7 protein-coding genes are annotated in these 6,297 nt (G+C 71.9%); 4 read left to right on the top strand and 3 right to left on the bottom strand.

The genetic code is table 11. The features are described 5' to 3' along the window. The 4 genes from AC07AZ_RS38025 to AC07AZ_RS38010 all read left to right on the top strand — a co-directional run. The coding region (locus tag AC07AZ_RS38025; RefSeq protein WP_478855333.1) for a S1C family serine protease at nucleotides 1–1,078 on the top strand (1,078 nt) is incomplete at its 5' end. Nucleotides 1,079–1,143: 65 nt separating this feature from the next. After that, nucleotides 1,144–1,362 (top strand): hypothetical protein, encoded by a 219-nt coding sequence (locus AC07AZ_RS38020; protein ID WP_478855332.1) that lies wholly within the window; start codon nucleotides 1,144–1,146, stop codon nucleotides 1,360–1,362. Nucleotides 1,363–1,463: 101 nt separating this feature from the next. Then, on the top strand, nucleotides 1,464–2,198 hold the full coding sequence (locus AC07AZ_RS38015; protein WP_478855331.1) for a response regulator transcription factor: 735 nt from the start codon (nucleotides 1,464–1,466) through the stop codon (nucleotides 2,196–2,198). Beyond that, nucleotides 2,195–3,652, top strand: coding sequence for a sensor histidine kinase (locus tag AC07AZ_RS38010; RefSeq protein WP_478855330.1), 1,458 nt, complete (start codon nucleotides 2,195–2,197; stop codon nucleotides 3,650–3,652). The genes AC07AZ_RS38015 and AC07AZ_RS38010 overlap by 4 nt, the downstream gene beginning before the upstream one ends. 64 nt (nucleotides 3,653–3,716) lie before the next feature. Here the strand turns inward: AC07AZ_RS38010 and AC07AZ_RS38005 are convergent, their stop codons facing one another. The 3 genes from AC07AZ_RS38005 to AC07AZ_RS37995 all read right to left on the bottom strand — a co-directional run bounded on the left by AC07AZ_RS38005 (nucleotide 3,717) and on the right by AC07AZ_RS37995 (nucleotide 5,988). After that, nucleotides 3,717–5,501, bottom strand: a complete 1,785-nt coding sequence (locus AC07AZ_RS38005; RefSeq protein ID WP_478855329.1) for an ABC transporter ATP-binding protein — start codon at nucleotides 5,499–5,501, stop codon at nucleotides 3,717–3,719. A gap of 97 nt (nucleotides 5,502–5,598) precedes the next feature. Beyond that, on the bottom strand, nucleotides 5,599–5,727 hold the full coding sequence (locus AC07AZ_RS38000; protein WP_478855328.1) for a hypothetical protein: 129 nt from the start codon (nucleotides 5,725–5,727) through the stop codon (nucleotides 5,599–5,601). Nucleotides 5,728–5,859: 132 nt separating this feature from the next. Continuing rightward, nucleotides 5,860–5,988: a hypothetical protein gene (locus AC07AZ_RS37995; protein WP_478855327.1), complete on the bottom strand. Its 129-nt coding sequence runs from the start codon at nucleotides 5,986–5,988 to the stop codon at nucleotides 5,860–5,862. Nucleotides 5,989–6,297 lie beyond the last annotated feature (309 nt).

Genomic DNA, 6,297 nt, shown 5'->3' with positions numbered 1-6,297 from the left:
CCCCCCCCCCCCCCCCCCCCCCCCCCCCCCCCCCCCCCCCCCCCCCCCCCCCCCCCCCCCCCCCCCCCCCCCCCCCCCCCCCCCCCCCCCCGCGCAGACCGGTTTCCCCGCCGGCGGACACTCCGGCGCGCAGGGCGGTGACGGCGGTGGCGGTACGGCCCTGCTCACCGCGGTCCCCGCCGAGCCCGCGCCGAAGCGGAAGCGGGCCCGGGGCCCGCTGTCCCTGCTGGCCGCCGTGGCGTTCGTCGCCGCGGCCGTCGGCGGCGGCACCGCGTACGCCGTGCAGGAGCTGACCGGCAACGACACCGTGGCCGCCACCAGCAGCACCAGCACCAACGTGGTGCCGTCCAGCAAGAAGGGCGACATCGCCGCGATCGCCGCGGCGGTCAGCCCGAGCATCGTCGAGATCAACGCCACCTCGAACGCCGGCGAGTCCACCGGCTCCGGCGTGATCATCACCAGTGACGGCGAGATCGTCACCAACAACCACGTCATCTCCGGCGCCTCGACGATCAAGGTGAAGACCAGCGACGGCAAGCAGTACACGGCGAAGGTCGTCGGCACCGACAGCAAGAAGGACCTCGCGCTGATCAAGCTGGAGAACGCCTCCGGCCTGAGGACCGCCACCCTCGGCAACTCCGCCGGCGTGCAGGTCGGCGACACGGTCGTGGCGATCGGCTCGCCCGAGGGCCTGACCGGCACCGTCACCAGCGGCATCGTCTCCGCCCTGGACCGTGACGTGACCGTCTCCACGGACGAGAGCCAGGGACAGAGCCAGGGCGGCAGCGGCGGCAGCGGCCAGTGGCCGTTCGAGTTCGGCGGCCGGCAGTTCAACGGCGACACCGGCTCCTCCACCACCACGTACAAGGCGCTCCAGACGGACGCCTCCCTCAACCCGGGCAACTCCGGCGGCGCCCTGATCGACATGAACGGCAACATCGTCGGGATCAACTCCGCGATGTACTCGGCCAGTTCAGACTCCTCCACGGCCGGCAGCGCCGGGCTCGGCTTCTCCATCCCGATCAACACCGTCAAGGCCGACCTGAGCACGCTGCGGGCCGGCGGCTCCGACAGCTGACCCGTCCGTCCCGTCCGTCCCCCGAACCGGCACCGAACCGGCACCGAACCAGCAGGGAGCACGTCATGATCAAGCAGGTTTCGCACACGGTGGCCGGTACCGGCCCGGCCGACCTCGCCCTGGCCTTCGAGGTGGCGTACGGCCTGCACGCGCCCGTGACGCGGGCGCAGGAGTCGCGGTCGCCGGAGGTCGCGCCCCCGCAGCTGATGGGGCTGCGCACCACCGCAGCCCGCCCGCACCGCCGCAAGGTGCGGCTGAACCGGCTCGCCGCGATGCGCGGCTGATCCCGCAGCCCCTGTCCTCACGCGCCGGCCGGGAAGCATGCGAGGCTGAAAGCGTTCATCCCTCCCGGCCCGTCCCACCGCACCCGAGGAACCCGAAACCCATGAGCCCCGCCGATGGCGACCGTGACATCCAGCGCATCCTGATCGTGGACGACGAGCCCGCGGTGCGCGAGGCGCTCCAGCGCAGCCTCGCCTTCGAGGGCTACGACACGCAGGTCGCCGTGGACGGCGCGGACGCGCTGGAGAAGGCCACCGCCTACCAGCCCGACCTCGTGGTCCTCGACATCCAGATGCCCCGCATGGACGGACTCACGGCCGCCCGCCGGATGCGCGGCGCGGGCACGACGACCCCGATCCTGATGCTCACGGCCCGTGACACGGTCGGCGACCGGGTGACGGGTCTGGACGCCGGGGCGGACGACTACCTCGTCAAGCCGTTCGAACTGGACGAACTCTTCGCCAGGGTCCGCGCGTTGCTGCGTCGCAGCTCGTACGCGGCGGCCCTGGCCGAGAGCGCCCAGCTGGACGACGCGCTGACCTTCGCCGACCTCCGCATGGACCTGGCGACCCGGGAGGTGACCCGGGCCGGCCGGCCCGTGGAGCTGACCCGCACGGAGTTCACCCTGCTGGAGATGTTCATGGCGCACCCGCGTCAGGTCCTCACCCGTGAGCAGATCCTGAAGGCGGTCTGGGGCTTCGACTTCGAGCCCTCGTCCAACTCCCTCGACGTGTACGTCATGTACCTGCGCCGCAAGACCGAGTCGGGCGGCGAGTCCCGGCTCGTGCACACGGTCCGGGGCGTGGGGTACGTGCTGCGCCAAGGCGGGGCGGAGTGAACAGGCTCGCACGCCGGTTCCGCTCCCTGCCGATCCGGTCCCGCCTCGCCATGCTCGTCGCGGCGGCGGTGGCGTTCGCGGTGGCGGCGGTGTCGGTGACGTGCTGGTTCATCGTGCAGGGGAGACTGTACGACCAGGTCAACAGCGACCTGACCAAGTCGATGAAGATGCCGGGGCTGGAAGGCCAGGCGACGGCCGCGGTCAACAACTGCACCAGGCAGCTCCCGCAGGACCCGGGCCACAACGGGCCGCGGAACCTCTACTTCGAGGTGATCACGGAGGACGGCAAGCCGTGCGTCCTGCCGAACTCCCTCGGCACGGTCAAGGCGACCCAGTCCGACAAGGACCTGGTCAAGAAGGGGGACAGCGAGCAGGGCACCTTCCGCAACGGCACCGACTCCGAGGGCAACAGCGTACGGGTGCTGACCCTGGCCGGATTCACGATCACCGATCCGACCACCAACACCACCTCGAAAGCGGCCGTCATCCTGGCCCTTCCCCTGGGAAACACCGAGAGCACCCTCAACGACCTGGCCCTTCTTCTCCTCCTCGTCTCCGGTGTCGGCGTCCTCGGTGCCGGAGCCGCCGGGCTCGCGGTCGCGCGCGCGGGGCTGCGGCCCGTCGACAAGCTGACCGAGGCCGTCGAACACGTCGCCCGCACCGAGGACCTGAGCGTCCGTATCCCGGTCGACGCGGACAGCGACGACGAGGTCGCCCGCCTCTCCCGTTCCTTCAACTCGATGACCTCGTCGCTGGCCAACTCCCGCGACCTGCAGCAGCAGCTCATCGCGGACGCGGGCCACGAGCTGCGTACCCCGCTGACCTCGCTCCGTACGAACATCGAACTCCTCACCCGCAGCGAGGAGATCGGCCGGCCGATTCCCGCCGCCGACCGCAAGGCGCTGCTCGCCTCGGTCAAGGCGCAGATGACGGAGCTGGCGTCGCTGATCGGCGACCTCCAGGAGCTGTCGCGTCCGGACACCGGTTCGCACACCGGCAAGACGCGGGTGCTGGCCTGGCAGGACGTCGTCGAGTCGGCCCTGCGCCGGGCGCGCCTGCGCGGTCCCGAGCTGACGATCACGGCCGACGTGCAGCCCTGGTACGTGCGGGCGGAGCCGTCCGCGCTGGAGCGCGCGGTGGTCAACATCCTCGACAACGCGGTGAAGTTCAGCCCGGAGGGCGGCACGGTGGACGTGCGGCTCGGCGACGGCGTCCTGACGGTCCGCGACCACGGCCCCGGTATCCCCGCCGACGAACTCCCGCACGTCTTCGACCGTTTCTGGCGCTCCCCGAGCGCCCGCGCGCTGCCCGGTTCGGGTCTCGGCCTGTCGATCGTGGCCCGTACGGTCCAACAGGCGGGCGGCGAGGTGTCCCTGACGCGGGCCGACGGCGGCGGCACGGTCGCCACGATCAGCCTGCCGGGCGCCCCGACCCCTCCCCCGGACCTGCCGTAGCCCTCACGCGAACGCCCGTGCCCGCCCTCGGAGGGCGGGCACGGGCGTTTCCCGGTGGGTGGGTTCACCGGCGCAGGATCAGGGTGTCGTCGGACCGGGCCGGCCGGTCCGTCAGGGTTGTCGGCAGCGGGCCGGCCAGCCGGGCGTACGCGCCGTCCCGCGCGAGCAGTTCCGCGTGCGTTCCCGCCTCCACCAGCCGGCCCCGGTCGACGACCAGGATGCGGTCGGCGTCGGGGGCGAGGCTCAGATCGTGCGTGATCATGATCGTCGTACGGCCGGCCATGAGGCGTCGCAGGGGCTGGACGACCTGGCGGGCGGCGACCGAGTCCAGGCACGCCGTCGGTTCGTCGAGGACCAGGACGGGTGCCTCGCGCAGCATCGCGCGGGCGATGGTGATCCGCTTCAGCTGGCCGCCGGAGAGGGCCGCCGTGCCGGGGGCGATCCGGGTGTCGTAGCCCTCGGGCAGTGCGGTGACGAAGTCGTGCGCCGCGGCCGACCGCGCGGCCCGCTCGATCTCCGCGTCGCTCGCGCCGGGGCGGCCGCACGCGATGTTCTCGCGGATGGTGCCGCCCAGGATCAGCGTCTCCTGCGGCAGCAGGGCGACGTTCTCCCGCAGGAACTCCAGCGGTACGTCGGTGAGGGGGACGCCGTCGAGGCGGATCACGCCGGCGCAGGGGTCGTAGAAGCGGGTGAGGAGCTTGGCCAGGGTGGACTTGCCGGCGCCGCTCGGGCCGGTCACGATGACCAGTTCGCCGGGGGCGGCGGTGAGGCTGACCCCGTCGAGGCAGGCGCGGTGGGCGCCCGGGTAGGTGAAGGAGACGCCGTGGAAGGTGACCCGGCCGCGGACGGGCCAGGCGGGGACCGGTTCGGCGGGGTCGGTCACGGCCGGTTCGGCGTCGAGGATCTCGCCGAGGCGTTCCGCGCCGGCGGTGGCCGCGGTGAGCGTCAGGCCGAGCTGCCCGAGGCTGCGGACCGGCGGGTAGAGGTAGCCGATGAACGCGGCGAAGGCGAGCAGCTGCCCCAGGGTCATCCGGCCGGCGGAGATCTCCCACACGCCGAGGCCGATCACGGTGAGCACGCACAGGGTCTCGACGACCTCGACGAACTGCTCGTACATCTCGCTCAGCCGCGCCCCGCGCACGCTGGCCCGCAGCCAGGCGCGGGCCTCGCGGTCCAGGCGCCGTTCCTCGTCGCGGCGGCGGTTGTACGCCTGGGTGAGGACGACGTTGCCGAGGGACTCCTCCACCACCGAGGTGATCGCGCCGTCGGCGACCCGTTCGTCGCGGGCGGTCTGCCGGATGCGGCCGGAGAAGGAGCGGGCGGCGAGGAGGAAGAGGGGGGCCAGGACGAAGGTGGCCAGGGCCAGGTCCCAGCGGAGGTAGAGGGCGGCGCAGGCGTAGAAGACCGCGGAGAAGGCGGCGGAGACCGTGCCGACGACCCCCGACACGACCATCTGCTCGATGGCCTCGACGTCACCGGTGAGCCGCTCGACCAGGTCGCCCCGGCGGTGCTTCTGGAAGAAGTGCGGCGGCAGGTCCTGGACGTGCCGGAACACGGCGGCCCGCAGCCGCAGGACGAAGCGCTCGGCGGTCCAGGTGGCCAGCGAGTTGCCGAGGTAGCCGACCAGCGCGCCCAGTGCGGCGACGCCCAGCCAGGCGCCGGCCGGGCCCCAGAAGGCGGACAGCGAGCCCGCCTTGAGCGCGTTGTCGGTGAGCTGGGCGAACAGCAGGATCGAGGCCGTCTCGGCGAGCGCGGACATCACCACGCACGACACGATCACCACCAGCCAGCGGCGGTCGCCGCGGGTCAGCGGCCAGAAACGGCGGAAGGCCTCCCGGACTTCCCTCATGGTCAACACCTTCCTCTCGGGTGGGTTCGGGCATGGCTGAGGCGGGGCCACCGGGCGAGCACGCTCGCCGTTCGGTGACCCCGCCTCGGGGTGGATCTCAGTCCTTGTGCGCTACCGGACGGCGCTTCGGGGCGGCCTTCTTCGGCGCGGGCTTCGCGGCGCGCTTCGGGGCCGGGGCGGCGGGCCTGTGGTTCTTCCTGACCGGGGCGATCTTGTGGAAGCTCATGTCTGTTTCCCTCTCCGCTGCGGTTCTGCAACAGTTCCTCTACCGATCTGCTGCACTTGTCTCTGAATTACTTGGATTTACTCAGGTGAATTCTTTGTAAGTCCCCCCGAGAAGTCCGTGAGAAGTCCGCGCTCAGCCCTTGTGCGCGACCGGACGGCGCTTGGGCGCGGCCTTCTTGACGGCCTTCTTCCGGGCGATCGGGGCGATCGGGGCGAGGGGCTTGTGGTTCTTCCTGACCGGGGCGACCTTGTGGAAGCTCATGGCTGTCTCCTTGATCCGTACGGTGAATGCGGGTGAATTCCCTGTGTCGTTCGCTCTGTTCGCTTTCGCGTCGTTCGCTGTCGACATGGAAAACACTACGGGACGCCGGAGCCGCAAAAGGCCAATTCCGCTGAGACCTCGATGAATTGCGCCTGAGACGGTTTTCAGGCGAGGTGGGGAACCGAACCGGAACTCACACAGGTCTTAATACGGCGAGGGGGGGGGGGGGGGGGGGGGGGGGGGGGGGGGGGGGGGGGGGGGGGGGGGGGGGGGGGGGGGGGGGGGGGGGGGGGGGGGGGGGGGGGGGGG

It is taken from the genome of Streptomyces sp. NPDC043878 (assembly GCF_056435735.1).
Note: the sequence above shows the minus strand (reverse complement) of the source record. Positions and strands in the feature narration are given on the sequence as shown.